Source organism: Streptomyces sp. NPDC008139, assembly GCF_042957025.1.
Classification (GTDB): domain Bacteria; phylum Actinomycetota; class Actinomycetes; order Streptomycetales; family Streptomycetaceae; genus Actinacidiphila.
Window position 1 is genome coordinate 85,122 of record NZ_JBIBHM010000013.1, and the last position, 26,952, is coordinate 112,073.

The window sequence follows — 26,952 nt, forward strand, 5'->3', positions numbered from 1 at the left end:
CCCGCGTCCGACCGCCCCCGCGTCCCCCTCCGGACGCGGGGGCGGTCGCGTCGTTCGGCCTTCGGCCTATTCGGTCCGCAGACCGTCCGGCCGCATCAGCCGCCACAGCGGCGGCAGGCTGAGGAGGGTGACGGCCAGGACGACGGACGCGCCGATCGCCGACATCTGGGCGACGATCGCCCAGTCGACGTGGAACGCGCGGCCGACCATCGCCAGGAGCGCGGCGCCGAGCCCGAGCCCGCCGACACAGGCGAGGACCAGGCCGAGCGCCATCGGAATGGTCGTCTGCCACAGCACCGACCAGGCCAGGGCGGTGCGCCGGGTGCCGAAGGCGACCAGGACGGCGAGCAGCTTCTTGCGGTCGCGGAGCTGCTCCAGCATCGTGACCAGCAGGCTGGCGCCGATCAGCGCCATGGTGACCGCCGCGCCCACGAACAGGCCGCGCCGCAACTGGCCGTACTGCGTCTGCGTGGTGCTGCCGCTCACCGCCGAGACCGTGACCGTCGGGCCGAGCGCGGCCCCGGTGTTGCGCAGGTACTCCACCGCGTCCCGCTTGTCCGAGTCGAGGTTGACCATGACGACGACCGTGGGATCGGCCAGCTTCGACTGGTCGACGGCCTCGGGGGTCAGCAGGACGCCCCAGTTGGTCTGACCGCGCGGGTCGGTCCGCGCCGTGACCGAACGGGCGTCGGACGGGATCGTCCACAGCCGCGGAGCGCCGGTGTACGGCAGGGCGCCGGTGTTGAGGTCGAGGCGCTTGCCGGGCTTGGCGTACTTGGCCAGGTCCGCGTTGGACGACGCGCCCCACTGCTCGTTGTTGGGCACGATGTAGACGCTGCCCGCCCCGCAGGAGCCGATGTCGGCCATCTGCCGCAGCGTGTCGCAGTCGGCGACCAGCAGCGGGATGTAGGCGGTGTCGGCGTCGGGGCCGAGCTTGCTGGCGTCCGGCTGCGTGGCCCGCGTGTCGATGAAGCCGTACGCCCGCGCCACGCCGGGCGTCGCCCGGACCTTCGCGGTGTAGTCGGCCGCCTGCCGCGCGTCGGCGGTCGGCGCGCTGACGGTGGCCTGGATACGGGACAGGTCGGCGCCCGTGGAGTGCACAAAGGTGTCGTTGACGCCCGCGAAGAGCATCTGGAGCGCGATGGCCCCGGCGACCGCGACCGTGACGCCGCTGACCATCCGCGCCGACCCGCTGCTGTTCAACTGGAGCCTGCGGGTGGCCAGTTGCCAGGCGACCGGCCCGCCGCGCAGCCGCCCGACGACGGCCTCCACGACCCAGGGCAGCACCGTGGTGACACCGAACAGCAGCAGCACCGCGCCCGCCGCGGTCTGGTACTCGTTGACATGCGCGTCGCTGCCGTTGACCGAACCGAACAGCGGTACCAGCAGGCCGATTCCGACCAGCGGTACCAGCAGCCGCCACCACAGGGTGCGGCGCCGGCCGAGCCCCTGGCGGACCACGCCGAGCGGTTCGATCGCCGTGCCGCGCAGGCTGACCAGGGTCACGGCGACGGCCGCCACCGGGACCGCCAGCACGATCAGCGTGGTGAGCGCCGCGTTCGGCGTCATGTCGGCGGGGAAGGCGCTGATGTCGCGGATCGTGAAGTGCGAGGCCAGCTGCCGACCGGTGAAGAAGAACACCGCGCCCAGCACCAGCCCGAACAGCGACCCCAACAGGGCTTCCCCCGCGGCGATTCTGCGGGTCATCCGGATGTCCGCGCCGACCAGCCGCATCGCCGCCAGCCGCCGGTCCCGCCGCTCGCCGCCCAGCCGTACCGCCGCGCCGACGAAGACCGCGACCGGCAGCAGCAGCACCACCAGCATGACGACCAGCAGCAGGCTCAGCACCGGGCTCATCGCCTCGGAGGGGGAGTGGTAACCGTACGAGGTGACCCGAGCGGCGTTGCCGTGCCCGTAGCTCTCGTCACGGGCGGTGAGCTGATCGCTGCCCGCGTAGTACAGCAGTTCGCTCGGGCCCATCAGCCCGGCTTCCCCGACGGTGCCGGTGATCTTGTACGGGATGCGCTCGCGCAGCAGCGGCGTGGAGTTCAGCAGCTTGCGCAGCGCGGGGGAGACCACCATCTCCCCGGCGCCCGGCAGACGGGCGACGCCGGGCGGCGAGGGTGCCTTGGCCCCCTCGGCCTGGAGCAGCGAGCCGCTGATCTGCGTGTCCCGGTAGACGGTCCTGACGTCGGCCACCAGGAGCGAGCGGTCGGACGGCTTGGCGATGTACGTGGCGGAGGAGGTGTCGCGGGCCACCCGCTTCTGCTCCCGCGTGTTCAGCATGGCCGGTACGGCGGCGGCGAGCAGCAGCAGCGCCACGCCGAGCCCGACGCCGACTGCGGTCAGCACCGTACGGGTCCAGCCCTCGCGTCCGCCGCCCGCCGCGAAACGCGCGCCGAGCGCGAGGTCGCGCGCCCAGGTCCGCACGCCGGCCGGCTGTTCCGGTGCCTCGGTGCCGTGAGATTCGCGGCCGCTCATGACACCCGCTCCATGTCGCGCGACTTCCCGTCCCGCACGACGATCTCCCGGTCGGAGTAGGCGGCCACCCGTGCTTCGTGGGTGACCAGGACGACGGCGGCGCGGGTGTCGTGCGCGGCGTCGGTCAGCAGCCGCATCACCCGCTCGCCGTTGAGCGAGTCCAGCGCGCCGGTCGGCTCGTCGGCGAAGACGACCCGTGGGCCGCCGGCCAAAGCGCGCGCCACCGCGACGCGCTGGCCCTGGCCGCCGGAGACCTCGCCGGGCCGCTTGTCGGCGATGTCGGCGACCTCCAGGCGCTCCAGCCACTGCGCCGCCTGCTGCTCGGCCGGCCTGCGCTTGGCGCCGCCGAGCCGCATCGGCATCGCCACGTTCTCCAGGCAGGTCAGCTCGGGTACGAGCTGGCCGAACTGGAAGACGAAGCCGAAGTCGGCGCGGCGCAGCGCGCTGCGCTCGCCGTCCGACATGGCTGTCAGGTCGCGTCCCCGGTAGCGCACTTCGCCGGAGTCGGCCTTCACGATGCCGGCCAGGCAGTGCAGCAGGGTCGACTTGCCCGACCCCGAGGGGCCCATGACCGCGACGACCTCGCCGGGCCTGATGCTGAAGTCGGCGCCGTCCAGCGCCGGGGTCGGGCCGTACGCCTTGCGCAGTCCCGCGGCCACCAGCAGCGGCTCGGGTCGGGGCTCGGTCGACGCGTTCATTTGGCCACCTCCGCGGCGAGCTGGTCGAGACGGGCGGCGGTCAGCTCCAGCCACCGCAGATCCGCTTCCAGATGGAACAGGGCGTGGTCGCAGATGAGCTGGTCCGCCAGGTCGCCCGCCGACTTGCGCCGGGTGAGGTCGCGCATGAGCCGCAGGTGCTCGGCGCGCTGGGTGTCGAGCAGGTCGGCGGCCGGGCGGCCGGTCAGCAGCGCCAGCACGACCTTCGTGTACAGCGTGGTCTGGAGGTACGGCTCCGGCTTCTCCGGCTGCGTCAGCCACGTCTCGACGTCCGTGATCCCCGCTTCGGTGATCGCGTACCGCTTGCGTTCGGGGCCGCCGCCCGGCTCTATGCCGTCCACCTCGACCAGGCCGTTCTTCAGCAGCCTGGCCATCGTCGAGTAGACCTGCCCATAGGCCAGCGGGCGGTCGTGTCCGAACCGTTCGTCGAATGCGCGCTTGAGGTCGTAGCCGTGGCGCGGGCCGGACTCCAGGAGTCCGAGCAGGGTGTGCCCAATTGACATGCCGAGCACTGTACACCACGGGTATACACACCATGTATACCCGCCTTGAGCGCTGCCTTCCGCCGCCGTGCGGTGGCGTCGGGAGGAGGCTGGTGGCGGGCGGGGCCTACGTACCGGCCGACGGCTTCGGGGGCCGGCCGCGGCGGGGGAGGGGGCGGGTCGCGCTGGGCAGGCGGCCCGCCTCGGCGAGGGCGCGGCGCAGCAGGAACTCGATCTGCGCGTTGGTGCTGCGCAGCTCCGCCGCCGCCCAGGACGCGAGGGCGTCGTGAACGGCGGGGTCGAGCCGCAGCAGCACCTGCTTGCGTACGGGGCGGGCGGCGGTCTCCCCGCCGCCCGCCCCGTCGGGCCCGTCGTCGGGCGCGGACGAGGTCACTGGTAGAGGGTGCCCGTGTTCAGGACCGGCTGCGCGGCGCGGTCACCGCAGAGCACGACCAGCAGATTGCTGACCATGGACGCCTTGCGCTCCTCGTCCAGTTCGACGATCCCCTGCTCGGCGATCCGGGACAGCGCCGACTCGACCATGCCGACCGCGCCGTCCACGATCGTCTGCCGCGCGGCCACGATGGCCCCGGCCTGCTGCCGCTGGAGCATCGCGGAGGCGATCTCGGGCGCGTAGGCGAGGTGTGTGAACCGGGATTCGATGATCTTCACACCGGCCGACTCGACGCGGGCGGCGATCTCGGCGGACAGCCGCTCGGTGATGTCCTCGGAGTTGCCGCGCAGCGAGATCGACTGGCCGTCGTGGGCGTCGTACGGGTAGTTGGTCGCGATGTGCCGGACGGCGGTGTCGGTCTGGATGCTCACGAACTGGACGTAGTTGTCGACCTCGAAGGTCGCCTGTGCGGTGTCCCTGACCTGCCAGACCACGACCGCGGCCAGTTCGATCGGGTTGCCGTAGGCGTCGTTGACCTTCAGCGTCGAGGTCTCGTGGTTGCGCAGCCGGGTGGAGATCTTGCGGCGGCTGGTGAAGGGGTTCACCCAGCGCAGGCCGTCCTGCCGGATGGTGCCCTGGTAGCGCCCGAAGAGCTGGCACACCCGCGCCGAGCCCGGCGCGACCTGGGTGAGGCCGAAGAGGGTGATGAACGCGCAGAGGACGACCACCGCGCCCGCGATGATCAGCGTGGTCGCGAGGGCGCCGGGGTGGTCCTTGGCGTGCACCGCGCCCGCGACGATCAGCGCCACACCACCGGCCACCACCACCAGCGCGAGCAGCAGAAAGGGCAGACCGGGCATGCCCACCGCCCGTCGCTCCTGCACCCGCGGCGCGGGCATGTCCGGTGCGTCGACGGCGAGCTGTGGTTTCTGGTCCGACATGGCGGGGCCCCGTTCCTCCGAAAAAGTGTCTATCAAATAGATAGCACATTTTCGGGGAAACCCAAACCTTGGCAAAGCCTCGAACCCGCACCGGACCCGCCCCCGGACGCGATGCAGCCCCGGGGCACGGGACATGATCACGTGCCTCGGGGCTGCGCTTCGGTGGGCGTCAGCCGGTCTTGACCTCACCGGCGATCCGGTCGCCCAGCGACTGGTCGACACTGCGCCAGTACGTCAGCGCCCGCTCCAGCACCGGCGCGCTCACCCCGTCGCTGAGGTGGCCCGCCACGTTCGACACCAGCCGGGCGCGCGCCGCGTCGTCCAGCACCTCGCGCACCATCGTGCCCGCCTGCCCGAAGTCGTCGTCCTCCGCGTGCAGCGCGTACGCCTCGCGCACCATCTCGCCCGCCGCCCGCCAGCCGGTGACCTCGCCGTACGCCTGCGGCGAAGCGGCCGGTCCGCCGTACGAGTTGGGCGCGTACGGCGCCCCCGCGTTCGACGGCTCGTACCGCATCGGGCCGTCCTTGGCATAGGAGTTGACCGGCGAGTGCGGACGGTTCGGCGGGAGCTGGGCGTAGTTGGGGCCGATCCGGTACCGGTGCGTGTCCGGGTACGAGAACAGGCGGCCGAGCAGCATCTTGTCCGGGGACGGGCCGATGCCCGGCACCATGTTCGAGGGCTCGAACGCCGCCTGCTCGATGTGGACGAAGTAGTCCTCGGGGTTGTTGTCCAGCGTCATCCGGCCGACCTCGATCAGCGGGTAGTCGCCGTGCGGCCACACCTTCGTCAGGTCGAACGGGTTGAAGCGGTAGTCCGCCGCGTCCTCGAACGGCATCACCTGCACATACAGCGTCCACGACGGGTGGTCGCCGCGGTCGATGGCCTCCCACAGGTCCTGCCGGTGGTAGTCGGCGTTCTGGCCCGCGAGGGTGTCGGCGTCCGCCTGGGTGAGGAAGTCGATGCCCTGGTCGGTCTTGAAGTGGTACTTCACCCAGAACTTCGTGCCGTCGCCGTTGACCCACATGTACGTGTGCGAGCCGTAGCCGTTCATGTGCCGGTACGACTTGGGGATGCCGCGGTCGCCCATCAGCCACGTCACCTGGTGCGCGGACTCCGGCGAGAGCGTCCAGAAGTCCCACTGCATGTCGTTGTCGCGCAGCCCGTTGTCCGGGCGGCGCTTCTGCGACCTGATGAAGTCCTGGAACTTGATCGTGTCGCGCACGAAGAAGACCGGGGTGTTGTTGCCGACCAGGTCGTAATTGCCGTGCTCGGTGTAGAACTTCAGCGCGAAGCCGCGCGGGTCCCGCCACGTGTCCGGGCTGCCCTGCTCACCCGCGACCGTCGAGAACCGCGCCAGCATCTGCGTGCGCTTGCCCGGCTGGAACAGGTCGGCGCGGGTGAACTGGCTGACGTCGTTGGTCACTTCGAACCGGCCGTACGCCCCGCTGCCCTTGGCGTGCACCACCCGCTCGGGGACCCGCTCCCGGTTGAACTGGGCCATCTTCTCGATCAGGTAGTGATCCTGGAGCAGGATCGGCCCGTCGGCCCCCACAGTCAGCGAGTGTTCGTCGCTCTCGACCGGGATACCGGCGTTGTTGGTGGTGTACGGGGTGCTCATCGAGAGTGTCCTCACGCTCGGGAGTCGTATGACCTCGCTGCTCCCCACCCTCCCACCGAACATGCCTGGCGGCACGCTGAGCGACACGACTATGACCCTCGGTCACGCTGGTGGCCGAGCCGGCTTGCCCCTGCCTGGGGGAGGTCACTGCGGGGGCCGTCTTGTGTCAGCACCCTCGCGGCTGAGCGTGGGTGGGGGCCCCCTTGCGTCAGGTCACCGTCACGGCGAACCGTGGGTGGGGGCCGCCTTGTGTCAGCTCACCCTCGCGGCTGAGCGTGGGCGGGGGCCGTCTTGTGTCAGCTCACCGTCACGGCGAACCGTGGGTGGGAGCCCTCTTGCGTCAGCTCACCGCGATTCCCTTTTTTTGCCGCCCTCTCGCCTCCGGCGGCTTAAATCCGGTGTCGACGGTCGATCGTGCTCGCTCCCTCGTTCCTCGGTCGCTGTGCGCGTTCTCCCTTTCAACACCGGCGCCGCCTTCGGCTCGCCGGCTACCGGCGAACCCACCTCACGCAAACCCACCCCAGGAGCCCAGCCCCTTGCGCAGCCGCACCCCACCGGCGAACCCCACCGCGCAGCGGTGACTGGCGGCGCGGCCCTAGATCGGGAGCTCGAACCAGACCACCTTGCCCGCGCCCAAGCGGGTGGCGCCCCAGCGTTGGGCCATGCGGTTGACGAGGTAGAGGCCGCGGCCACCTTCCTCCTCCGGGGCGGCGTGGCGCATGCGCGGCAGAAGAGGCGCGTCGTCGCCGACTTCGCAGCGCAGGACGTCGGTGCGCAGGAGGCGCAGGGTGATGGGGCGCTCGGCGTAGCGCACGGCGTTGGTGACGATCTCGCTGACCAGGAGTTCGGCGGCGTCGGACTGGTCCTCGAGGTCCCAGCGGCGCAGGGCCTGGCGGATCAGGCGGCGGGCGCGGCCGGGCGTCTGGGGGTGCGGCTCCAGGAACCAGTAGGCGACGTCGCTGGGCGAGATGCCGTCGAAACGCGCGGCGAGCAGGGCGATGTCGTCGTCGCGGTCGCCGGGGCCGAGGATCTCCAGCACCTCGTCGCACAGCGGCTCCAGCGGCGGCGGCGAGACCACGCTGGCGGCGTCGTGCAGCCGCTCGCGCAGCAGCTCGATGCCGCCCCACACGTCACGGCTGCGGGACTCGACCAGGCCGTCGGTGTAGAGCAGCAGGGTCGCCCCGGCGGGTGCGGGCAGCTCCACGGCCTCGAAGGGCACCCCGCCGACGCCGATGGGCGCGCCGGGCGGCACGCGCAGCACCTCGGCGAGGCCGTCGGCGTGCAGCAGCACCGGCGGCGGGTGGCCCGCGTTGGCGACCACCAGCCGGTGGGCGATCGGGTCGTAGACGGCGTAGACGCAGGTCGCCATGCGGTCCTGGCCGAGCCGCTGGGCCTGTTCGTCCAGGTGGTAGAGGACTTCCTGGGGCGCCAGGTCGAGCCCGGCCAGGGTCTGGACGGTGGTGCGGAGCTGGCCCATGATCGCCGCGGAGGTCATGGAGTGGCCCATGACGTCGCCGACGACGAGCGCCACCCGGCTGCCGGGCAGCGGGATCGCGTCGTACCAGTCGCCGCCGACGCGCGCGGACTCGGCCGCCGGAAGGTATCTGCTGGCGAGCTGGACGCCGGTCGGCTGCGGCAGCGAGTCCGGCAGCATCTCGCGCTGGAGGGCGTCCGCGATGTACGCCTCGCGGCCGTAGAGCACGGCCTTGTCGACGCCGAGCGCGGTGTGCGTGGCGAGCTGGGCGGCCACCAGCAGGTCGTCCGCCTCGAAGGGCGTACGGTCCGCGCGCCGCAGCAGCACCGCGGCGCCGATCACCCGGCGACGGCCGCGCAACGGTGCCAGCAGGGCGCGGCGGCCGGTCGGCAGGCCCGGCAGCGGCCCGTCGCTGTGGTCGGGGCGGCCGAGGAGTTCGGCGAGCGCGTCGGCGGCGCGCGGGGAGTCCGCGAAGACCGGCCGTACGCCGCGCAGCACTTCCGCCAGCGGCCCGTCGAGCAGCACCGCGATGGACTCGGCGGCGCCGCCGTACGACGACTCCAGGGCGGGCAGCAGCGGCGCCGCGCCGACCGGGGCGGTCGCGGTCGCCAGCGGGTCCGCGGGCTCCTCCAGGCCGCCGTCGGCGCGCCGCAGCCGCAGCCGCAGCGGCCCGGACGGCCGCTCGTCGCCGACCGGCAGCGGGTCGCGCAGATAGACCAGGATCGCGTCGGCGAAGGCCGGCACCGCCGAGCGGCACAGGCCGAGCAGGATCTCGTCGAGGTCGAGCCCGCGGGCGATCCGCCGGGTCGCGGCGCCCACGTAGCGCAGCCGGTCGGCCTCGGGACCGGTCTGCACGGGCATCGGGATGCGCATCCCCACAGAATCCTCGTCGCCGGGGTGTCCCGCCGCTTCCAGCGGTGTGCCGCGCGGCGGAGTGCTGACGAACGACGCCAGCGACTCGCCCTCCGGCGGCGCCGTCCAGCCGGAGCCGTGCGTCGGGATGGGCGGCAGCGGCGGCAGGTGCGGCTCCACGGCGCGCGAGGGTCCGCGCGGGGTCTCGGGGGCGGATCCGCCGGGTATGGCCGAGGGCCGGTCCGCGCCGGAGCGGTCGGTGGCGGGGCGCTCGGCCGCTGGGTGTTCAGCGCCGGGGCGCTCGGCCGCCGGCCTGCCCTCCGGCTCGTTCTCGTCGTGCGGGCGGGCCCCGCCGGGACGCGGGGGTGTGGCAGAGGCCGCCGAGGCCAGGCCGCGCGCCGACTCGAAGTCGCGGGCGGCGCGGGGCAGCTCGTGGTGGCCCGTGTTCGGGCCGAGGCCCGAAGCGGTACTCGGCCCCGAAGGCGTCTCGGGCACGGCGAAGCCGCCACGCGGGTCCGGTGGGGTCGCGGCGTGGTTCCTGGGCGTACGGGGCGGGTCCGTGGTCACGCGAGTCGTTCCATCCGTCTGTGCGCCACGCGCTGGCCGCGGCGGGTCGGGCCTGGTCAGGCGCGTCGGCAGGAGAGGAAGATCTGCTCCTCCGGCGGCACGTCGGTGCTCGCCGGTGCGTAGGCGTACGAATCCTCCTTGATCACCTCGAAGCCCGCGTCCACCACGACATGGCGCAGTTCATCCCTTAGATAACCCGATACCCGGATGGTGTGACCGAGGAACGGAATCGGCACATTGTCCAGATCGGCTTCCACCATCGACACGGCGAGCAGGCCGCCGGGCTCCAACAGGCCGTGGATCGCCCGCAAGGTGCCGGGGATCTCGTCCTTGGGCAGCATGAGCAGCGAAAAGAACGCGGCGACCGCCGCGAAACTTCCCGGTGCCAGCGGCCCGCCCTCGGTGAGGTCGGCGAAGTCGGCCTGGACGAAGTCGGCCGCGGGCGCGTTCACCCTTGCCTGCGCGAGCATTCCGGCCGACAGGTCCACGCCCGTCACCCGCAGCCCCGCGTCGGTGAACTGGCGCGCGGTCGGCAGTCCCGTACCGCAGCCGAGGTCCAGCACACGGGCACCGGCGGGCAGGGTCTCGACGAGCCATTCACCGGCCCTGACCTGGCCGTCCTTGTGCGGGAACGCTTCGTCGTACCGGTCGCCGATCGCGTCGAACGCCTCGGCCTGGCCGGTACGGTCCCTGCCCTGATCCTCGTGATCGTCGGCAGGGGGGATCCCCATGTGCTCGTAGCCGCCGGTTCCCACCGCTCCGGGCCTCCCTGACTGCTGCTGGATGGCTGCTGCTGAATGGCTGTACGAATGGCTGTGTTCGCGTCGCTGTGACGTAGCGTCAAACTCTAGGCCGCGATCGGCAATTGCGCAGTGTTCCGGAGCACGATCCTACGGTCGGGGGTCAGGGACGCAACAAGGGGCTCGGTGGTTCACTCCCGCCCCCCACGGCTTACGCCCGCTTACAGCCCCCTACCGTACGCACCGCGGCCGTACCCCCGGTTCGTCCCGCCGCTTCTACGACGGCGGCCGGTCCCAGTCCGGCGGCAGCGCCGGCACCGGCCACGCCGGGTCGGGCCGCCAGTCCTCCCAGCCGTCGCGGAACGGCGGACCCCAGGCCCTGACCACCCCCGCCGCGCGCTCACCGGCCCGCCGCACGCGCGCCGCCAGCTCCGCCGGCATCAGCCCGTCCGCCTGCGCCTGCGCGAACTCGTCCTCGTCCAGCCAGCGCCAGGACCGGTCCGGGTGGACCGAGATGTCGAGGAAGTGATCCTCCGAGTCCACCCCTGCCGACCAGCGCCGACGAGGTTCCTCAAGGTTCACATACCAACATTTGAACCGCCACCCGGGCTCCCAGAACAGCCACACCGACCACGGCTCGCCCGGCCGCGCCAGCTTCAGCACCCCGGCGCCCCACCACGGCTCGACCCGCGCCACCCGCGGCTTCACGTACCGGCTCGCCAGCGGCTCCCGGTGCACCGGCGTCCCGTCCGCCAGCACCGGCTTCACGCACGCCGTACCGGGCGCCATCCACACCGCGAGCAGCTCCGCGTCGTCGCGCACCACGGTCACCGGACGGCAGATGTGCACCGCGTCCGTGCCGTTCCCCCGATAACGCCACAGCACCTGCGCGCCGGGCGTCCAGAAGCGGCGCTCCCCGGCGCGGGTCGAGAGATCGGCTTCGGCTGTCATGAACAGAGTTTACGGAAGCACTGTTACGGATGCGTCATACGCAGAACGTCCAGCGCCTCGTCGAGCTGCGTTTCGGACAGCAGACCGCGTTCGACGTAACCGGACTCGATCACCACCTCGCGGATCGTCTTCCGCTCCGCCAGCGCCTTCTTCGCGACCTTCGCGGCCTCCTCGTACCCGATGTAACGGTTCAGCGGGGTGACGACCGAAGGCGAGGACTCGGCGTACTCGCGGGCCCGCTCGACATTCGCCGTGATCCCGTCCACCGTGCGGTCCGCCAGCAGCCGCGTGACGTTGGCGAGCAGCCGGACCGACTCCAGCACGTTGCGGGCGATCACCGGCAGCATCACGTTCAGCTCGAAGTTGCCCGCCGCGCCCGCCACCGCGATGGCCGTGTCATTGCCCGTCACCTGCGCCGCCACCATCAGCACCGCCTCCGGGATCACCGGGTTGACCTTGCCCGGCATGATCGACGAGCCGGGCTGAAGGTCGGGCAGCGCGATCTCGGACAGCCCGGTACGCGGCCCCGAGGACATCCAGCGCAGGTCGTTGGCGATCTTGGTGAGGCCGACCGCGATCGTCCGCAGCTGCCCCGAGGTCTCCACGATGCCGTCCCTGGCGCCCTGCGCCTCGAAGTGGTCGCGTGCCTCGGTCAGCGGCAGCCCGGTCGCGCGCGCCACCTCCGCGATCACCGCGGCAGGGAAGCCCGCCGGGGTGTTGATGCCGGTGCCCACCGCCGTGCCGCCCAGCGGCAGCTCCGCCAGCCTCGGCAGCGAGGACCGCAGCCGCTCGATCCCGTACCGCACCTGCGCCGCGTAGCCGCCGAACTCCTGGCCCAGCGTGACCGGCGTGGCGTCCATCAGGTGCGTGCGGCCCGCCTTCACGACGGTCGCGAACTCCGCCGCCTTCGCCTCCAGGGACTCCGCCAGACGGGTGAGCGCCGGAATCAGGTCGCCGGTCACCGCCGCCGTCGCCGCGATGTGGATGGAGGACGGGAAGACGTCGTTGGACGACTGCGAGGCGTTGACGTGGTCGTTGGGGTGGACGTCGCGGCCCAGGCGCTCGGTGGCCAGGGTGGCGATCACCTCGTTGGTGTTCATGTTGGACGAGGTGCCGGAACCGGTCTGGAAGACGTCCACCGGGAAGTGCTCGTCCCAGCGGCCCTCGGCGACCTCGGCCGCGGCCTCCTGGATCGCCTCGGCGGTCTCCTTGTCCAGGACGCCCAGCTCCGCGTTGACCTTCGCGGCGGCGGCCTTGATCCGGGCCAGCGCCGCGATGTGCGCCCGCTCGATCGGCTGCCCCGAGATCGGGAAGTTCTCCACCGCGCGCTGCGTCTGCGCCCGCCACTTCGCCTCGGCGGGCACCCGTACCTCGCCCATCGAGTCGTGCTCGATCCGGTATTCGCTCATGTCTATAACAGTGCCCGGGAACACCTGGGTGTTCCCGGGCACTGTCTCCCCGTGGCGAGATCGGCCGAATCCGCGCGCAGCCGCGTGAGCCCGCGTGAAGCCGGGCGAGGCCGGGTGAGATCCGCGTGGAGCCTCAGGCGGGCATGGCCAGTCGGCCGTTCCCCCCGTCCTGCGCCTCCTGCGCCTCCTGCGCGTCGAGCGCCGCCCGCGCGGCCGATTTGCGGTCCGCGAGCAGCCGGTCCAGCGCCAGGGCGCCCGGCCCCGAGAAGACGATCAGCAGCAGCGTCCAGCAGAAGAAGACCGCCGCCTCACCGCCGTTCTCGATCGGCAGCAGCCCCCGGTGCTGATGGACGTCGAAGTACGCGAACGCCATCGACCCCGAGCCGATCAGCGCGGCCGGCCTGGTCGCCAGCCCGAACAGCACCAGCACACCGCCGACGAGCTGGATCAGCGCCGCGTACCACCCGGGCCACCGGCCCGCCGACAGCTCGGCCGTGCCGAGCACACCGAAGAGCGACGCCACACCGTGGCAGGTGAACAGGAGCCCGACGACGATACGGAACAGGCTGAGCGCGTACGGCTGGGCCCTGTCGATGCGGGAGTCCGAACCCGTACCGGTAACGGTGTCCGACATGAGCGCACCTCCTCTCCGCTTAGTTGTAGACGCCGAATTCGTACAGCGAGTACCCGTAGGCCGTGCCGCGCTGCGTGCCCGTCAGGCGCACATAGCGGCCGGTGCCGGAGACGTCGAGGTCGTCGATGTCACCGTTGCCGTCGGTCACGGACTTCACCGTCGTCCAGTTCTGCCCGTCGTCGGAGGTCTGGATGTCGTACGCCTTGGCGTACGCCGACTCCCAGGAGAGCTGGACGTGGTTGAAGGTGGTGGTGGCGCCCAGGTCGACCTGGATCCACTGCGGGTCGCTCCAGTCGCTCGCCCAGCGGGTCCCCGCGTTGCCGTCCACCGCGTTCGACGGCGTGCACGGGCAGCCGCCGGTCGGGTCGGTCTGGTACGTGGAGGCCGTCGCGGGCTTGTTGAGCGCGACATTCGTACCGTTCGGCTTCGGCGGCACGATCCGCACCGACCTGGAGCCGTAGCTGACGTTGCCGTGGTTGTCGGTGGCGCGGACATACGCCTTGTACACGCCGACCTTCTCCGGCGCCTTCGCCGTCAGCGTGCCGCCGTTCTGCGTGGTGGCGGCCGGGGTGAGCGAGCCGTTGTTGTCGATGTAGATGCTGCTGAACAGCACCTGGTACGTGATCGGGTCGTTCTCCGGGTCCGAGGTCGAGGTGTTGATCGTCACCGTGCCGCCCGCGGGCACACCCGAAGTGGCGTTGTCCACGGTCATGTCGGTCACCAGCGGCGGCTGGTTGTCACCCGAGGTGTTCCCGCCGTACGCGCGCTTGACCGCGTAGTACGAGGGCCGCTTCAGGCCGTCGGGCACCAGGTTGAACCAGATGCCGCCGAAGTCGTCCTCGTTGCCGTAGTGGAAGAGCGTGGCGCCCAGCGCCACACCGGGGTGGCCGGCCACGCAGTTCCACGCGTTGGTGTAACCGTCCGCCTTCTGCTGGTCGGTGGGCTCGTCCGCCACACCGTTCGCGTCGTTCGGCACCTCCCACGAACCGGCGGGGCCGCCCTCGGTGATGATGTACGGCTTGTCGTAACCGCCGCTCTCCCAGGCCGACTTGACGTTGCAGACGTCCTTGTAGGAGTTGACCGCCAGCAGGTCCAGGTCCGGGGTGTTGCGCTTGTAGTACGGCCACGCGCCCGTCCACGCGTCGGTCGACGTCACCGGGTGGTTCGGGTCCGCCGCGTGCACCGCCTTCGACAGGTCGTTGACGAAGGAGGTGTACGCGTTGCGCTCCTGCTCCAACTGGTCACCGCTGTAGCAGTTCTGGAGCCCCAGCACCGACTCGTTGCCGACGTCCCACATCAGCACGCCCGGGTTGTCCTTGTAGGTGTTCACCCACTTCGGGAACTCCGCGAGCATGTTGTTCTTGTACGTGGTGTCCGTCAGGTAGTCGACACAGCCGCCCGAGCCGGGACCGCCGCCCGGCTGGAGCCAGAAACCGGCGATCACCTTGATGCCGTTGGCCGCCGCCGCGTCGAACAGCGGCGCGCTGCTCGCGTCCGTACCCCACGTACGGATCGTGTTGACGCCCATCCGCGCCACGTCCGGCAGGTCCGCCGCCGCCTGCGAGGGCTGCGGACCCCACGTCAGACCCTTCACGGTGTACGGGGCGCCGTCCACGGTGAGCTGCCAATTGCCCTGCGAGCCGGTCACCTTGACCACGCTGCCCGCTGCCTGCGCGGCCGGGGCCTGCACGACGGCGAGACCCGCCGCGACCAGTGCCGCCACCGCGAGGGGCGCCAGGCCGCGCCTGGCCGTCCTCCTGATCACATGTGCGCGCATCTCGTCCTCCGAGGGGGTCACGGGTAGCTCACCAGGTAGGAGATACCGGAGTTGGTGGTGTTCACCGGGTCACCGGTCTCGTTGACGACATGGCTGATCGTCCCGTCGTTGCCGAGCGAGACGGTGACCATGTCGTGCAGCCGCACCCCGGACGTGTTCGGCACCAGCAGGGCGCTGTCGGCGACGACGCTCGGGTCCGCGAGGAACAGGCAGTAGCTGCCCAGCCCCCACGCCTCGTGCGAGGAGACCGAGTCCGCCACCTTGTAGGCGGCGTAGCCGTGCCGCGAACCGTCCATCCAGGCAGCCTGGTTGGGCGGGTCGTACGGCATCTCGTTCTGGAAGAAGTACGTCCGTCCGGCGTCGCCGTTCCAGAGCACCTCGGTCTTCTGGTGGTGCTCCACGAACAGGCCGTACATCGTGACGCGCGCGCCGTTGACGACCAGCCCGGTGTCGCTGGTGTTGACGTCCCAGCCGACCCCGCTGCCGTGGTCGGCCCGCCACAGCCACAGGTTGTCGCCGATCACGTCGGAGCTGTTGATCTCGACGCTGACGGTGGCCTTTCCGGCCTGCGCGCCGCCGATCCGCACGAACACGTCCTGGAGGAGCGTCGGGTCGCCCGCGTGGCCGCCGCCTGCGCCCTGCGGGCCGACGCGGACCAGCACCGCGGAATTCGTCGCGCCCGCGTCGATCAGCAGCCCGGAGATCTTCACACCGTCGACGTCGGCGACGGACAGCGCGGTGATGCCGTTGTCCGGCAGCAGCGTGGCGATGCCCAGGCCCAGCACGACCGTGCCCGCCCGCGTCACCTCCACGGTCTGGTCCAGCGCGTACACGCCCGGCGTGACCAGCAGGTGCTTGCCCTGCGCCAGTGCGGAGTTGATCGTGGCCGCCGAGTCGCCCGGCTTCGTGATGTAGAAGTCGGTCAGCGGGATCGACTCGCCCTGCGCGCCGCCGTTCCAGGTCACCCCGCGGGCGTTGCTGTGCAGCGCGGGCACGAACACCTGGTACGCGCCGGACCCGTCCACGTACAGGAAGGGCTTCTCCCGGATCACCGGGGCGCTGTCGACCACCGTGTGGGAGGGGTCGGGGAAGTTCTGCGGCGGCGCGCCGTCCACGCCGACGAAGACCATGTTCCATACGGAACCGGCCCATTCGCCGAGCGCGCTGTTCCGGGTCAGCCACTGCTGCTGGGAGCCGGACACGACCCGGCCGTCCACCTTGCAGTCGGCCATGAAGCCACCGCTGGACCAGCCGTCGTAGCCGTTCCACAGCGGGACCTCGCCGCGGATGTGCACGCGGCGCAGCGGGGCGGCCTGCGAGACCGCCCAGCGGTTGGAGCCGCCGGTCGGGGTGACCGAGAGATTCTCGGCGCTGCGCCAGAAGTTCTGGGTGGCGTTGCCCTGCATCCAGTCGGCCTCGACGTGCACCAGGCCGTGGATGTCGACGTCGTCGGGGGACAGGCCGAGCCCGGCGACGTGGGTGTAGAAGCCGACGTTGACGTCGAGTCCTTCGTACGTGCCCGGCTTGAAGAACAGCGCGAAGCGGTCGGTGCCGAACTGGTTGGACTCCTGGCGGCGGAAGACGTCCGAGACCTTCGCCTGGATGTCGGCGATCGGCATCGAGGGGTCGAAGACCAGGACGTTGGGGCCGAAGTCGGGGTCCGGGGCGGCGGCGCGCGGACCGGCCTTCGTGCCGGCCTTCGTACCGCTCGCGCCGGACGCGGTGGCCGCCGAGGCGTGGCCCGCCAGTACCGGGGTGGCCGCGAGGGCCGCCAGCGCGCCGAGGGCCGCGCGCCGAGAGAAGACGGATGTCACCGGTGAGCCGGGTGTGCCGGTCGTGCTGCTTGTGCTGCTTGTGCTGCTTGTGGGGGGTTGAGAGGGGGGAAGTGCGGGGCTGTTCATAGATCACCTGTGTGTTGGGGGGACAGGTTCCGGAGAGCGCTCTCCCACGGGGTCGGGTAAAGCCCGGCCCGCGCGGGAGAGCGCGGTGTCCGGGCTTACGGCAGTTGGTAGTTCTGGTTCAGAGCCGCGCCCTTCTGGGGCTGCGACTGGTCGTAACCGCGGGCGTCGCACTGGAGTCCACCGTTGATGCAGTGGGTGACCAGCGCGTTGAGGGTCGGGGCGTCCCAGTCGTTGAAGAAGTCGTAGTGGAAGGAGAAGCCCTGGCCACTGGAGAGGTGGACCTGCGACATGTCGCCGTTCACCGGCCAGGCCATCTTGAACTCGATCATCGGCAGGGCGACCGGGTGGTCGGCCGGGCAGACGTTCTGGTTGGCGCCCCCGGCGACCGGGTAGGCCATGTGGCTCTTGTGGTCCGGCACGTCCAGGTGGATGCCGTCCCAGCAACTCGGCGCCTGGAGACGGATGTTGAGCTGCGTGTCAGGCGTGTTGGGGCAGCTCACCGGGATGTTCCAGTTGTGGTAGCTGGTCCCGCACTCCCAGCCCTCGACGGTGCCCTTGAGGTGCTGGAACTCGTCCTGCGTCTGGCTCGGGCTGCCGACCACGAAGCGCAGGCCCTTGGGGAAGGGGCGGACGCTGGTGTAGTCGTTCACGGACGACTTGTAGTAGATCGTCTGCGTGCCGACCGGCAGGATCTTCTGGGTGCCCTTGAACAGACTCGGCATCCAGTACGCCGACTTGTCGCCGGGCGCCAGACACACCGTGTTACCGGTCTCCAGCGAGGCCGTCGTGGAGTTGCCGTTCGTGCTGGTGTTGCCCATGAAGGTGTGGTCGTGCGACGCCCCCGGCTGGCCCGGGAAGACGATCGGGTCGTCCGGCGCCGTGTGCGTGGGGGCACACTGGGCCTGGAACTCGTGGAAATACGCGTGCGGCGGCTCGTACGTCGACGGCGTCACGCCGGTGACCGGCGGGTTCGCCATGATGTAGCCGTCGCCGTCCGGGTCGTCGCCGGACGCCAGTCCGTTGCCGGTCAGCGGCATCGCCATGCCGGGCATCCCGGCGTGGTCGGCCGCGTGGTCCGCGGCGGCCGGTGTGCTGGCGGAAGCGTTTCCGGTCGTCATCGCGACCCCGCCGATACCGAGGCCGGTAGCGGCGAGTGACAGGGCTATGAGCAGCCCTGGGATCCTTCTGGTCCTCCGTGCCATGGAGACCTCCTGCTTGATGGTGCGCATGGGGGGCTGACAGCACGACGTGGCGGCAGGCGTCATGACGGGCCGTCAGTTGGGAGAGCGCTCTCCCAGGTACGGAATGTTCCGCTCCCGCTAAGGACATGTCAACGGTTGATGAATCGCCCCCGCTGCGCGAGCCGGGCATTCCGCCACCCCCCGACCACCCTGGCCTGCAAGCCCTCCACTTCTTGCGGATTTCGTGAAGGTCCACCCCACGCCTCGGAGCCCCACCCTTGGCCTGTACCAACCCCCAGCCGCACGCGCTGGCGCTTACCAGGGCCCCCCGGCCGAGCCGCCCAGGCGCTCCGCGCTGACGTAATCAACGGCCCTCGCCCCGCGCGGTTCTCGGCCGTCCCGCCGCCCGGGCGCTCCGCGCTGACGTAATCAACGGTCTCCCCGCCCCGCGCGGTTCCCGGCCCGGCCCCGCCGCCCCGGCGCCGTGCGCTGGCGTAATCAGCGGTCCCCCCCGCCGGGCCGCCCCTGCGACAGGGGCGAGTGATGCCCCGCCGCCGCGCGGTTCTCGGCCCGGCCCCGCCGCCTGGGCGCTGCGTGCTGGCGTAGTCAGCGGCCCTCGCCCCGCGCGGTTCCCGGCCCGGCCCCGCCGCCCCGCTGCCTCGCGCTGGCATACGCGGCGGTCGCCCCGCCGGGCCTGCGGCGACTCGCCCTTGCGCGCTGCCCTGCTGCCGTTCTCACGTCCACGTCTGCCGCTGCTTCTGCGGGCACCGTCGCCCAGCCCGCGTGCAGCGCGCGCTCGTGCCCGCGTATGTCGCCGTCGCGGCTCCTGAGTCTGCGGAGTCACGCCCCCCGGCAGGGCAAGTGCGTGCCCGTTCCCGGCTCCCGTGATGGTCGCGTGCCCGAGCCTGCGGTCGTTGCCGCCCCGTGGGTCAGCCCGCGCCCGTGCCCGCGTCTGCGGAGTTCCGCCCCCCCCGCGGGTCAGCACGCGCCCGTGCCGCGCTGGCGCCGCCGCGGCTCCCGTGCCGCCACCGCCCCGCAGGGCGGTACCCGCCCGTTCCCGCGCCGTGCGCGTCCGCGCATGCCGCCGCTGCGGCTACTCAGGGGCGCGCGCCCGCCCTTCGCGGCGGCGACAGCACGCGGCCCGTGCCGCCACCGCCCCGCAGGGCGGTACCCGCCCGTTCCCGCGCCGTCCCGCGTCCGCCGCTACCGCGCCCCCGCGGCGCGTCCCCTCGTCGCGGCGGCAAGCCCTCAGGCGGCGAGCCCCCCGCAGGGGTCAGGCGCCTTGGCGGCGGGGGATGGTGGTGAAGGTGGGGGAAGGGGAAGGGTCTTGGAAGAAGTCGTTGCCCTTGTCGTCGACGACGACGAAGGCGGGGAAGTCCTCGACCTCGATCTTCCAGACGGCTTCCATGCCGAGCTCGGCGTATTCGAGGACGTCGACCCGCTTGATGCAGTCCTGGGCGAGGCGGGCGGCGGGGCCGCCGATGGAGCCGAGGTAGAAGCCGCCGTGGGCGGCGCACGCGTCGGTGACCTGCTTGCTGCGGTTGCCCTTGGCGAGCATCACGAAGGAGCCGCCCGCGGCCTGGAACTGCTCGACGTAGGCGTCCATCCGGCCCGCGGTGGTCGGCCCGAAGGAGCCCGAGGCGTACCCCTCGGGCGTCTTGGCCGGTCCCGCGTAGTAGACGGCGTGGTCGCGCAGATACTGCGGCATCTCCTCGCCCGCGTCCAGCCGCTCCTTGATCTTGGCGTGCGCGATGTCGCGGGCCACGACCAGCGGCCCGGACAGCGAAAGCCGGGTCTTCACGGGGTACTTGGTCAGCTCGGCGCGGATCTCGTCCATCGGCCGGTTGAGGTCGACGCGTACGACGTCGTCGTCCAGGTGCTCGTCGGTGGTCTCCGGCAGGAAGCGCGCCGGGTCCGTCTCCAACTGCTCCAGGAAGACACCCTCGGCGGTGATCTTCGCCAGCGCCTGCCGGTCCGCCGAGCAGGACACGGCGATGGCGACCGGGCACGACGCGCCGTGCCGCGGCAGCCGCACCACCCGCACGTCGTGGCAGAAGTACTTCCCGCCGAACTGCGCCCCGATCCCGATCCTCTGCGTCAGCTCGAAGACCTTCTGCTCCAACTCCTTGTCCCGGAAGCCGTGTCCGGCCGCCGAGCCCTCGGCGGGCAGCTCGTCCAGGTAGTGCGCGGAGGCGTACTTGGCCGTCTTCAGGGCGAATTCGGCGCTGGTCCCGCCCACCACGATCGCCAGGTGGTACGGCGGACAGGCCGCCGTACCCAGCGAACGGATCTTCTCCTCAAGGAACTTCATCATCGACGCCTCGTTCAGCACCGCCTTCGTCTCCTGGTAGAGGAAGGACTTGTTGGCGCTGCCACCGCCCTTGGCCATGAAGAGGAACTTGTACGCGCCGCCGTCCGTCGCGTACAGCTCGATCTGCGCGGGCAGGTTGGAGCCGGTGTTCTTCTCGTCCCACATCGTCAGCGGGGCCATCTGCGAGTAGCGCAGATTGAGCTTGGTGTACGCGTCGTAGATCCCGCGCGAGAGCGCCTCCTCGTCGCCGCCCGCGGTGAGGACCTGCTGGCCGCGCTTGCCCATGACGATCGCCGTACCGGTGTCCTGGCACATCGGGAGCACGCCGGCCGCCGCGATGTTCGCGTTCTTCAGCAGGTCGAGCGCGACGAATTTGTCGTTGGGGCTCGCCTGCGGGTCGTCCAGGATGCGGCGGAGCTGCGCGAGGTGGGTCGGGCGCAGGTAGTGGGAGATGTCGTGCATCGCCTCGGCCGCGAGCAGCCGCAGCGCCTCCGGATCGACCGTGAGGAACGTACGGCCGTCCGCCTCGAAGGTACTGACGCCCTCGGCGGTGAGCAGGCGGTACGTGGTGGGGTCCTCGCCGAGGGGAAGCAGATCCGTGTAGGCGAACTCAGGCATGGGGCATTCCTCACTCGGCGGCGGCGCTGCGGCCTCCCGATTCTAGAACGCCCCCGAACGGCCGGGCGGGCCGGACCCCTAGGGGGTACTTCGGGGTAGTCGCGATCTATCGCGTCTGTGTACCGTAGGGACGTGGACGAATCGCAGCTCCAGAAACGCGCGCAAGAGCAGCCCCAGCCGGTGCGTACGGGCAAGCCCACCGCGGAAGCGGACCTGCGGGCGTCGGACGCGGACCGGGACCGGATCGCCGACATCCTGCGCGAGGCCCTGGCCGAGGGCCGTCTGGACTCGTCGGAGCACTCCGAGCGGCTCGACCAGGTCTACGCGGCCAAGACCATGGGCGAACTGGAGCCGCTGGTACGGGATCTGCCGGTGGGCAGGACCAGCGCCCCGGCGCCCGCCCCCGCGGCCCGCGGCGGTTACCACTACGCCCCCGACCCCAGCGGCGAGAACCCGAACCTGGTCGGCATCCTCGGCGGGGCCGAGCGCAAGGGCCGCTGGCGCGTCGGCCACCGGATCACCGCGGTCGCGATCATGGGCGGCGTCGAGATCGACCTCACCGAGGCCACCTTCACCTCGCCGGAACTGGTCATCCACTGCACCGCGATCATGGGCGGCATCAGCGTCAAGCTGCCGGAGAACGTGACGCTGCGCGGCGGAGGGGTCGTCGGCATCATGGGCGGCTCCGACGTCAAGGCGTTCGAGGCGCCGGACGCCGACGCGCCGGTGGTCCGCATCGACGGCTTCGCCTTCTGGGGCGGCGTCGAGGCGAAGGCCAAGCGCGGCAAGAAGGTCAAGGACTGGACGAGGAAGAACCTCGAGAGCTGAGGCGCGGGACCGGTCGGGGGAGCCTCCGGCGCCGGGGTGAAGCGGCGTCGCGCACGGGTGAGCGGGCAGCGGCTGTTTCACGCCCCCAACTCCGTAACGGCTGTGATTGATGGTGCGTAAGTGCGCCAAGCATCGTGCGTGTTTCCGCCATCCGCAGGTCACAGGCTTGCGGGGCTCCCGCGCGGGGCGAACACGGTGCGCATGAAGTCGCGTACAGCGGGTAGGGGTTCGAGCACGCCGCCGCACTGCCGCCGTTGAGATCCGCGCCCGCCGGGGGAGTGGTCGGTGACGCGCCAGGGTGGCAATCGCCGAGCCGTCGTCAGGAGTATCCCGTGCTTCAACCGATCGAGCCCGTCACGGACACCGCCTACCCGCCCGGTCATCCGCGGGATCTGGGCGGGCCCTGGCACTCGGAGGCCGCCTGCCGCAGTGACGAGGCGGGGCTGTTCTTCGCCCCGTCGAAGGAGCCCACTGCCGCTCGCCTGTCCCGGGAGGAGGCGGCCAAACGCGTGTGCGCGCGCTGCCCGGTGATGCTCGAATGCCGCGAACACGCCCTGCTCCAGCCGGAACCGTACGGCGTGTGGGGCGGCATGACCGCCGCCGAGCGCCGCGTGGTGCTGGCCCGTCGCCGCCGTCGCGAGGTCGAACTCCAGCGCCCCGACCCGCAGATCGCCGCCGCGGGCTGACCGTACGGCTCAGCGGCTCAGGAGTTTCGTCGGCCGACGCCGCCCGCCGCGCCGCATCCGGGAATACGGGGCCCGAGTGCGCCGCGGCAGGCGGCAGCCGACGTACCGAAGGCGGGGAGTGAGCCTCAGCGCGCCCGGTCGAAGTCGATCGCGCTGTACGCCCGCAGCTTGGACAGCCGGTGCGTGGAGTCGATCTGCCGGATCGTGCCGGACTTGGAGCGCATCACCAGCGACGAGGTGGTGGCGGTCTCCGCGCGGTACCGCACCCCGCGCAGCAGTTCGCCGTCGGTGATCCCGGTGGCGACGAAGAAGACGTTCTCGCCGCTGACCAGGTCCTTGGTGTGCAGAATCCGGTCCAGGTCGTGCCCGGCGTCCAGCGCCCGGCGCCGCTCGGCGTCGTCCTTCGGCCACAGCTTGCCCTGGATCGTGCCGCCGAGGCAGGTGATCGCGCAGGCCGCGATGATGCCCTCGGGCGTGCCTCCGATGCCCAGCAGCATGTCCACGCCGGTGCCCTCGCGCACCGCCATGATCGCGCCCGCCACGTCGCCGTCCGCGATGAACTTGATCCGGGCGCCGGTCTCCCGGATCTCCTTCACGATGCCGTCGTGCCGCGGCCGGTCGAGCACCACGACGGTGACGTCCTCCGGCGCGCTGCCCTTGGCCTTGGCGACCCGGCGCACATTGACCGCGGGCGGCGCGGTGATGTCGACGTACTCGGCGGCCTCGGGGCCCACCACCAGCTTGTCCATGTAGAAGACGGCCGAGGGGTCGAACATGGTGCCGCGGTCGGCGACGGCGAGCACCGCCACCGCGTTGGGCATGCCCTTGGCGGTCAGCGTGGTGCCGTCCACCGGGTCGACGGCGACATCGCACTCGGGCCCGGTGCCGTCACCGATCCGCTCGCCGTTGTAGAGCATCGGCGCCTCGTCCTTCTCGCCCTCGCCGATGACGACGACGCCGTTCATCGAGACGGTGTGGACGAGGGTGCGCATCGCGTTCACCGCGGCGCCGTCGGCCCCGTTCTTGTCGCCCCTGCCGACCCAGCGTCCGGCCGCCATCGCGGCGGCCTCGGTGACGCGTACGAGTTCCAGTGCCAGGTTGCGGTCGGGGGCCTCCGGGCTCACTTCGAGCTGGGGCGGCAAATGCTGTTCGGTCATCACGCGCACCTTTCTGTACGAGGACGGCCGGAATATGAGGGTGTTCCGACCCTATCGGTTCGGCGCGAATATGAGCAGGGTGCACGTCACATGAGCGCCTGGTGCCGTGTGTGGGCCGGGGCCTGTGGAGGGTGCGGACCCCGGCGTCCGGGGCCGTTCCCGGCATGGGGGACGATGGTCGGGTGGCAGCAGACAAACGTGGCAACAAGACCGTGCGGGACCTGGTGCTGTCGATGGCGGTGATCGGCGCCGTCGCCGCCCTCATCTATGTGTTCATCCCGCACGACTCGAAGGCCGACCCGACCAAGCCGGTCACCTTCTCGGTGGAGCTCGGCCAGGCGCGGCGCGACGCGCCGTACAAGGTGGCGGGGCCCGAGGGGCTGCCCGCGACCTGGCGGCCCACCTCGGTCACCTACAGCGCGGCCGACCCGCAGGCGGTGACCTGGCACATCGGCTTCGTCGACCCCGAGGACCAGTACGTGGCCGTCGAGCAGAGCAACGCCGCGGCCGAGCCGTACATCAAGGGCGTCACCTTCGGCGCGCACCGCGACGGCGGCCGTACGGTCACCGCGGGCGGTCTGGTCTGGGAGCGCTACGCGGGGCCGAAGTACAACGCGCTGGTCCGCAAGGAGCAGGGTGTCACCACGGTGGTACTGGGCACCGGCAAGGACGCGGAGCTGACGACGATGGCCGCCGCGCTGAAGGAGCGCGGCGGCCAGTAACCGGTAGCCGGTCATATGGACGTACGTGTGACCAGGTGCCCGGTCATACGGACTTACGTCGGTCCGTCGTACGGATCAGACGGTCGTCACGACCTGCTCGTACGACAGGCGCGGGTTGCGGTCGTACCAGGCGGCCTCGCCCGGCTTGCCGATGTTGACCACGGCCAGCACCGAGTGCTCGCCGTCCGCGAAGAACTCCTTGTTGATGCCGTCGGCGTCGAAGCCGGTCATCGGGCCGGCGGCCAGACCGGCGGCGCGGACGCCGATGATGAAGTAGCCGACCTGGAGCGCGGCGTTCAGCGCGGCGGACTGCTCGCGGACCGGGCGCTCGGCGAAGATCACGTCCTTGGCCTGCGGGAAGACCGGGAGCAGGGTGGGCAGCTCCTCGTGGAACTCGTTGTCCGCGGCCAGGATCGCCACCAGTGGCGCGGTCGACGTCTTCGCCTTGTTGCCCTCGCTCATGTGCCGCACCAGGCGCTCGCGCCCCTCTTCGGTACGGGCCAGGACGACGCGCAGCGGCTGCTGGTTGAACGCGGTCGGCGCGTACTTCACCAGGTCGTAGATGGCCTGGACCTGCTCGTCGGTCACCGGCTCGTCGGTGAACGTGTTGGCGGTGCGGGCCTCACGGAAGAGCAGGTCCTGGGCGGCGGTGTCGAGCACGAGAGTCATGCGGGATCCTCAGGTCTTTCGGTCGTGCGAGGGGGGCGCGCCGGGGGGCGGCGCGTCGGAACACTCCGACCAACCTGGGTGAACGTTCAACCATTCCCTGGAGTAAGCGTGACCCCGGTCACTCCTGTGCGGCCCCCGTGACCCCTTCCGCCTCGTCGTCGTCCTCCTCCGCCGCCAGCGCCGCGTCCAGCCGGGCCCGCGCGCCCTCCAGCCAGCGGCGGCAGACCTTGGCCAGCTCCTCGCCCCGCTCCCACAGGGCCAGGGACTCCTCCAAGGTCGCGCCGCCCGCTTCCAGCCGCCGTACGACGTCCACCAGCTCGTCGCGCGCCTGCTCGTACCCGAGGGCCGCGCTGCCGCTCTCCCGGTCCGCCGTATCGGTGGTGCCTGCCGTGTCTGCCATGGGGGCAAGCCTAGGCGCGGGGTGGGACAGGTCAGGCGACGCGGACACCGACATCACCGCGCGACACCGAACCGCGCGACGCCGACATCACGGCGCGACGCCGGACCGTCCGCCGCCGACATCAGCGCGCGCCGCCCACGCCCACCCCCGCGTCACTCCGTGACGCGCACCGTGAAGTCGCCCTCGGCCACCCGCGCCCGCAGCGCGTCGTCCGGGGTCACCTCCGCCGGGTCCCGTACCACCGAGCCGTCCTCGCGCTGGAGCACCGCGTACCCGCGGCGCAGCGTCGCGGCCGGGGACAGCGCGACCACCCGCGCCAGGGTGTGCGAGAGATCCGCGTCGGCGCGCTCCAGCAGATGGCGCAGCGTACGGCGGGCCCGGTCCACCCGGTCGGCCACCTCCGCCGCGCGGCCGTCGATCATCCCGTACGGCGCCGCCATCGACGGACGGCTCAGCGCCGCCTCCAGGCCGCGCTCCTCCCGGTCCAGCAGCCCGCGCATCACCCGCAGCGCCCGGTCCCGTACCAACTGGACGCGCGCGAGCTCCTCGCGCACATCCGGCACGATCCGCTTGGCCGCGTCGGTCGGGGTGGACGCCCGCAGGTCGGCGACCAGGTCGAGCAGCGGCGAGTCCGGCTCGTGGCCGATCGCCGAGACCACCGGGGTCCGGCAGGCCGCGACCGCGCGGACCAGCTCCTCGTCCGAGAACGGCAGCAGGTCCTCGACGCTGCCGCCGCCGCGCGCCACCACGATCACGTCGACATCCGGACGCGCGTCCAGCTCCCGTACCGCCTCGATCACCCGCGGCACCGCACTCGCGCCCTGCACCGGCACATTGCGCACCTCGAAGCGGACGGCGGGCCAACGCAGCCGCGCGTTCTCCCGCACGTCCCGCTCGGCCGCCGAGGCGCGGCCGGTCACCAGGCCGATGAGCTGCGGCAGAAACGGTATGGGCCGCTTGCGGTTCAGCGCGAAGAGCCCCTCGGCCGCCAGCGTCTTCTTCAACTGCTCCAGGCGCGCCAGCAGTTCGCCCACCCCGACCGGGCGGATCTCCACCGCGCGCAGCGAGAGCTGGCCGCGCGGCCCGTACCACTCGGGCTTGGCGTGCATCACCACCCGCGCGCCCTCGCCGACCACGTCCGCGACCTGCTCGAAGACACCGCGGAAGCACGTCACCGTGATCGACACGTCGTGCGAGGGATCGCGCAGCGTCATGAACACCACGCCCGCGCCCGGCCGCCGCGACAACTGGGTGATCTGCCCCTCCACCCACACCGCACCCAGCCGGTCGATCCAGCCGCCGATCAGCCGCGACACCTCACCGACGGGGATCGGCGTCTGCGCCGAGGTGTTCAGAGCCATGCCCGCAGCGTAGTGGGCGCGACCGACACCGCCGCCGAACGGCCGCACCCCCGTACGCCCCCGCGCATGCGATCAGCGCCCC

General features: G+C 71.5%; 22 protein-coding genes. 3 read left to right on the forward strand and 19 right to left on the reverse strand.

The window, feature by feature from the left end; genetic code table 11:
• Positions 1-66: 66 nt before the first annotated feature.
• The 15 genes from ACFZBB_RS26615 to ACFZBB_RS26685 form a co-directional block, all read right to left on the reverse strand.
• Positions 67-2,481, reverse strand: coding sequence for an FtsX-like permease family protein (locus ACFZBB_RS26615; protein ID WP_391127186.1), 2,415 nt, complete (start codon positions 2,479-2,481; stop codon positions 67-69).
• Positions 2,478-3,179, reverse strand: a complete 702-nt coding sequence (locus ACFZBB_RS26620; protein WP_391127189.1) for an ATP-binding cassette domain-containing protein — start codon at positions 3,177-3,179, stop codon at positions 2,478-2,480. The genes ACFZBB_RS26615 and ACFZBB_RS26620 overlap by 4 nt, the downstream gene beginning before the upstream one ends.
• On the reverse strand, positions 3,176-3,700 hold the full coding sequence (locus tag ACFZBB_RS26625; RefSeq protein ID WP_355347919.1) for a PadR family transcriptional regulator: 525 nt from the start codon (positions 3,698-3,700) through the stop codon (positions 3,176-3,178). Before ACFZBB_RS26625 ends, ACFZBB_RS26620 begins: the two co-directional genes overlap by 4 nt.
• A 106-nt stretch (positions 3,701-3,806) precedes the next feature.
• Positions 3,807-4,073 (reverse strand): hypothetical protein, encoded by a 267-nt coding sequence (locus ACFZBB_RS26630; RefSeq protein ID WP_355347922.1) that lies wholly within the window; start codon positions 4,071-4,073, stop codon positions 3,807-3,809.
• Complete coding sequence (locus ACFZBB_RS26635) at positions 4,070-5,014, reverse strand: SPFH domain-containing protein (RefSeq protein WP_391127193.1); 945 nt, start codon at positions 5,012-5,014, stop codon at positions 4,070-4,072. Before ACFZBB_RS26635 ends, ACFZBB_RS26630 begins: the two co-directional genes overlap by 4 nt.
• A 169-nt stretch (positions 5,015-5,183) precedes the next feature.
• Positions 5,184-6,632 carry a catalase gene (locus ACFZBB_RS26640; protein WP_391127196.1) on the reverse strand — a complete coding sequence of 483 codons (1,449 nt, stop codon included), beginning with the start codon at positions 6,630-6,632 and terminating at the stop codon, positions 5,184-5,186.
• Positions 6,633-7,227: 595 nt separating this feature from the next.
• Entirely contained in the window at positions 7,228-9,453 is a 2,226-nt protein-coding gene (locus tag ACFZBB_RS26645; RefSeq protein WP_391127516.1) for a SpoIIE family protein phosphatase, read from the reverse strand.
• A 128-nt stretch (positions 9,454-9,581) separates the two neighbouring features.
• The gene (locus tag ACFZBB_RS26650) at positions 9,582-10,256 is read right to left on the reverse strand and encodes a methyltransferase domain-containing protein (RefSeq protein ID WP_391127519.1); all 675 of its coding nucleotides are present in this window, start codon (positions 10,254-10,256) and stop codon (positions 9,582-9,584) included.
• Between the two features lie 285 nt (positions 10,257-10,541).
• The gene (locus tag ACFZBB_RS26655) at positions 10,542-11,216 is read right to left on the reverse strand and encodes a DUF402 domain-containing protein (protein WP_391127199.1); all 675 of its coding nucleotides are present in this window, start codon (positions 11,214-11,216) and stop codon (positions 10,542-10,544) included.
• 23 nt (positions 11,217-11,239) lie between these two features.
• Positions 11,240-12,625 carry an aspartate ammonia-lyase gene (locus ACFZBB_RS26660; RefSeq protein ID WP_391127202.1) on the reverse strand — a complete coding sequence of 462 codons (1,386 nt, stop codon included), beginning with the start codon at positions 12,623-12,625 and terminating at the stop codon, positions 11,240-11,242.
• Positions 12,626-12,758: 133 nt separating this feature from the next.
• On the reverse strand, positions 12,759-13,259 hold the full coding sequence (locus ACFZBB_RS26665; RefSeq protein WP_391127205.1) for a DoxX family membrane protein: 501 nt from the start codon (positions 13,257-13,259) through the stop codon (positions 12,759-12,761).
• A gap of 19 nt (positions 13,260-13,278) precedes the next feature.
• Complete coding sequence (locus ACFZBB_RS26670) at positions 13,279-15,036, reverse strand: discoidin domain-containing protein (protein ID WP_391127208.1); 1,758 nt, start codon at positions 15,034-15,036, stop codon at positions 13,279-13,281.
• Positions 15,037-15,053: 17 nt separating this feature from the next.
• Complete coding sequence (locus ACFZBB_RS26675) at positions 15,054-16,937, reverse strand: adenylyl cyclase (RefSeq protein WP_391127211.1); 1,884 nt, start codon at positions 16,935-16,937, stop codon at positions 15,054-15,056.
• 95 nt (positions 16,938-17,032) lie between these two features.
• Positions 17,033-18,139 carry a DUF1996 domain-containing protein gene (locus tag ACFZBB_RS26680; protein ID WP_355347946.1) on the reverse strand — a complete coding sequence of 369 codons (1,107 nt, stop codon included), beginning with the start codon at positions 18,137-18,139 and terminating at the stop codon, positions 17,033-17,035.
• 1,252 nt (positions 18,140-19,391) lie between these two features.
• Positions 19,392-21,047 carry a FumA C-terminus/TtdB family hydratase beta subunit gene (locus ACFZBB_RS26685; protein WP_391049208.1) on the reverse strand — a complete coding sequence of 552 codons (1,656 nt, stop codon included), beginning with the start codon at positions 21,045-21,047 and terminating at the stop codon, positions 19,392-19,394.
• A 132-nt stretch (positions 21,048-21,179) separates the two neighbouring features.
• On the opposite strand from ACFZBB_RS26685, the gene ACFZBB_RS26690 reads away from it, so the two are divergent.
• Positions 21,180-21,875 (forward strand): DUF1707 domain-containing protein, encoded by a 696-nt coding sequence (locus ACFZBB_RS26690; protein ID WP_391127214.1) that lies wholly within the window; start codon positions 21,180-21,182, stop codon positions 21,873-21,875.
• Between the two features lie 332 nt (positions 21,876-22,207).
• The gene (locus tag ACFZBB_RS26695) at positions 22,208-22,561 is read left to right on the forward strand and encodes a WhiB family transcriptional regulator (RefSeq protein ID WP_188281299.1); all 354 of its coding nucleotides are present in this window, start codon (positions 22,208-22,210) and stop codon (positions 22,559-22,561) included.
• A gap of 125 nt (positions 22,562-22,686) precedes the next feature.
• On the opposite strand, the gene glpX is transcribed toward ACFZBB_RS26695, so the two are convergent.
• Positions 22,687-23,718, reverse strand: coding sequence for a class II fructose-bisphosphatase (gene glpX / locus ACFZBB_RS26700; RefSeq protein ID WP_391127217.1), 1,032 nt, complete (start codon positions 23,716-23,718; stop codon positions 22,687-22,689).
• A gap of 164 nt (positions 23,719-23,882) precedes the next feature.
• Between glpX and ACFZBB_RS26705 the strand changes: the two genes are divergently transcribed.
• On the forward strand, positions 23,883-24,440 hold the full coding sequence (locus tag ACFZBB_RS26705) for a DUF4245 family protein (RefSeq protein WP_391127220.1): 558 nt from the start codon (positions 23,883-23,885) through the stop codon (positions 24,438-24,440).
• Between the two features lie 75 nt (positions 24,441-24,515).
• Here the strand turns inward: ACFZBB_RS26705 and ACFZBB_RS26710 are convergent, their stop codons facing one another.
• The 3 genes from ACFZBB_RS26710 to xseA all read right to left on the reverse strand — a co-directional run bounded on the left by ACFZBB_RS26710 (position 24,516) and on the right by xseA (position 26,870).
• On the reverse strand, positions 24,516-25,109 hold the full coding sequence (locus ACFZBB_RS26710; protein ID WP_391049214.1) for a malonic semialdehyde reductase: 594 nt from the start codon (positions 25,107-25,109) through the stop codon (positions 24,516-24,518).
• 118 nt (positions 25,110-25,227) lie between these two features.
• A complete protein-coding gene (locus ACFZBB_RS26715; protein ID WP_391127223.1) occupies positions 25,228-25,509 on the reverse strand; it encodes an exodeoxyribonuclease VII small subunit in 282 nt (93 codons plus the stop codon).
• Between the two features lie 152 nt (positions 25,510-25,661).
• Positions 25,662-26,870, reverse strand: coding sequence for an exodeoxyribonuclease VII large subunit (gene xseA, locus ACFZBB_RS26720; protein ID WP_391127226.1), 1,209 nt, complete (start codon positions 26,868-26,870; stop codon positions 25,662-25,664).
• Between the last annotated feature and the right edge of the window lie 82 nt (positions 26,871-26,952).

Coding starts and splice junctions, on each gene's coding strand:
- ACFZBB_RS26705 (WP_391127220.1), top strand. CDS start 23,883: ATGGGGGACGATGGTCGGGTGGCAGCAGACAAACGTGGCAACAAGACC.
- glpX (WP_391127217.1), bottom strand. CDS start 23,718: ATGACCGAACAGCATTTGCCGCCCCAGCTCGAAGTGAGCCCGGAGGCC.
- ACFZBB_RS26660 (WP_391127202.1), bottom strand. CDS start 12,625: ATGAGCGAATACCGGATCGAGCACGACTCGATGGGCGAGGTACGGGTG.
- ACFZBB_RS26655 (WP_391127199.1), bottom strand. CDS start 11,216: ATGACAGCCGAAGCCGATCTCTCGACCCGCGCCGGGGAGCGCCGCTTC.
- ACFZBB_RS26650 (WP_391127519.1), bottom strand. CDS start 10,256: ATGGGGATCCCCCCTGCCGACGATCACGAGGATCAGGGCAGGGACCGT.
- ACFZBB_RS26685 (WP_391049208.1), bottom strand. CDS start 21,047: ATGCCTGAGTTCGCCTACACGGATCTGCTTCCCCTCGGCGAGGACCCC.
- ACFZBB_RS26710 (WP_391049214.1), bottom strand. CDS start 25,109: ATGACTCTCGTGCTCGACACCGCCGCCCAGGACCTGCTCTTCCGTGAG.
- ACFZBB_RS26640 (WP_391127196.1), bottom strand. CDS start 6,632: ATGAGCACCCCGTACACCACCAACAACGCCGGTATCCCGGTCGAGAGC.
- ACFZBB_RS26625 (WP_355347919.1), bottom strand. CDS start 3,700: ATGTCAATTGGGCACACCCTGCTCGGACTCCTGGAGTCCGGCCCGCGC.
- ACFZBB_RS26715 (WP_391127223.1), bottom strand. CDS start 25,509: ATGGCAGACACGGCAGGCACCACCGATACGGCGGACCGGGAGAGCGGC.
- ACFZBB_RS26670 (WP_391127208.1), bottom strand. CDS start 15,036: ATGCGCGCACATGTGATCAGGAGGACGGCCAGGCGCGGCCTGGCGCCC.
- ACFZBB_RS26635 (WP_391127193.1), bottom strand. CDS start 5,014: ATGTCGGACCAGAAACCACAGCTCGCCGTCGACGCACCGGACATGCCC.
- ACFZBB_RS26675 (WP_391127211.1), bottom strand. CDS start 16,937: ATGAACAGCCCCGCACTTCCCCCCTCTCAACCCCCCACAAGCAGCACA.
- ACFZBB_RS26665 (WP_391127205.1), bottom strand. CDS start 13,259: ATGTCGGACACCGTTACCGGTACGGGTTCGGACTCCCGCATCGACAGG.
- ACFZBB_RS26680 (WP_355347946.1), bottom strand. CDS start 18,139: ATGGCACGGAGGACCAGAAGGATCCCAGGGCTGCTCATAGCCCTGTCA.
- xseA (WP_391127226.1), bottom strand. CDS start 26,870: ATGGCTCTGAACACCTCGGCGCAGACGCCGATCCCCGTCGGTGAGGTG.
- ACFZBB_RS26615 (WP_391127186.1), bottom strand. CDS start 2,481: ATGAGCGGCCGCGAATCTCACGGCACCGAGGCACCGGAACAGCCGGCC.
- ACFZBB_RS26620 (WP_391127189.1), bottom strand. CDS start 3,179: ATGAACGCGTCGACCGAGCCCCGACCCGAGCCGCTGCTGGTGGCCGCG.